This window comes from Acinetobacter sp. P1(2025), from assembly GCF_051390655.1.
In the GTDB taxonomy this organism is placed as follows: Bacteria; Pseudomonadota; Gammaproteobacteria; order Pseudomonadales; family Moraxellaceae; genus Acinetobacter; species Acinetobacter junii.
Genome location: NZ_JBPKBJ010000156.1, coordinates 1 through 1,154, shown reverse-complemented (window position 1 = coordinate 1,154; position 1,154 = coordinate 1). Strand labels below are relative to the sequence as shown.

At 38.2% G+C, this 1,154-nt stretch carries 1 protein-coding gene; it reads left to right on the top strand.

Going from position 1 to position 1,154, the window contains the following annotated elements; genetic code table 11:
• Positions 1–73: 73 nt before the first annotated feature.
• Positions 74–1,154, top strand: a protein-coding gene (locus ACSC97_RS18140; protein ID WP_436662338.1) for an IS3-like element ISAba14 family transposase whose coding sequence is annotated in 2 segments (ribosomal slippage) — positions 74–338 and positions 338–1,154 — 1,082 coding nt annotated over the 2 segments. Because the reading frame shifts where the segments join, the coding sequence is not laid out codon by codon here. This gene is flagged as partial in the annotation.

The window sequence follows — 1,154 nt, the reverse complement described above, 5'->3', positions numbered from 1 at the left end:
GGTGGATCAGGAAATTTGAACAACACTTATAAGTGATATTTTGCTCCCCAAATGATGTTATAAACATCAATATATGGAGTATTTTATGGCACGTAGACCAAGAAGAAATCATTCAAATGATTTTAAAGCTAAGGTAGCACTTGCTGCGATTAAAGCAGAAAAAACACTTGCTGAATTGAGTGCTGAATTTGATGTTCATCAAAACCAAATTATCGACTGGAAAAATCAACTGATTTCAGCTTCCTCGCAAGCTTTCGATCAATCAAAAGCTCCAACAGAACCACCCATCGATCTAAAAAAACTACATGCAAAAATCGGTGAGCAGGCATTAGAAATTGATTTTTTAGAAGGTGTGTTGAAGAAACTGGGCCGCTTCAACCACAAAAGTTAATCGATGACTCACTTCAGATTTCAGTATCTAAGCAAGCTCAGCTGCTGAAAGTCTCCCGTGGTTGTTATTACTATCGCCCAAAACCTGTGAGTGCATCAGATCTGAAGCTGATGCGGTGTATGGATGAGTTACATATGCAATACCCTTTTGCAGGTAGCCGTATGATGCGTGATTTGTTGAATCGTCAAGGACATCATATAGGACGACGTCATACACGTACTTTAATGAAGAAAATGGGCATTAATGCGTTATATTGCAAACCAAATTTAAGCCAGGCTAATCAAGCTCACCGCAAATATCCATATCTGCTCAAAGGATTGGCTATTCAGCGCAGTAATCAAGTGTGGTCTACGGATATAACGTATATCCCTATGGCAAAAGGCTTTGTTTATTTATGTGCTGTGATTGATTGGCATAGCCGCAAGGTACTAGCGCATAGAGTATCGATTAGTATGGAGGTTACATTTTGCATAGAAACATTAAATGAAGCTATTGAAAAATATGGTCGACCTGAAATATTTAATACAGACCAAGGCAGTCAGTTTACCAGTGATGCATTTATTGATGTATTGAAATCAAATGGCATTCAAATCAGTATGGATGGTAAAGGTCGATGGGTTGATAATGTGATGGTTGAACGATTATGGCGGAGCGTTAAATATGAAGAGGTGTATCTCAAAGCTTATAGCAGTGTCACAGATGCGAAAAAGCAATTGAGTGCATATTTTGAGTTTTATAATCTGAAACGACCTCATTCGAGTCT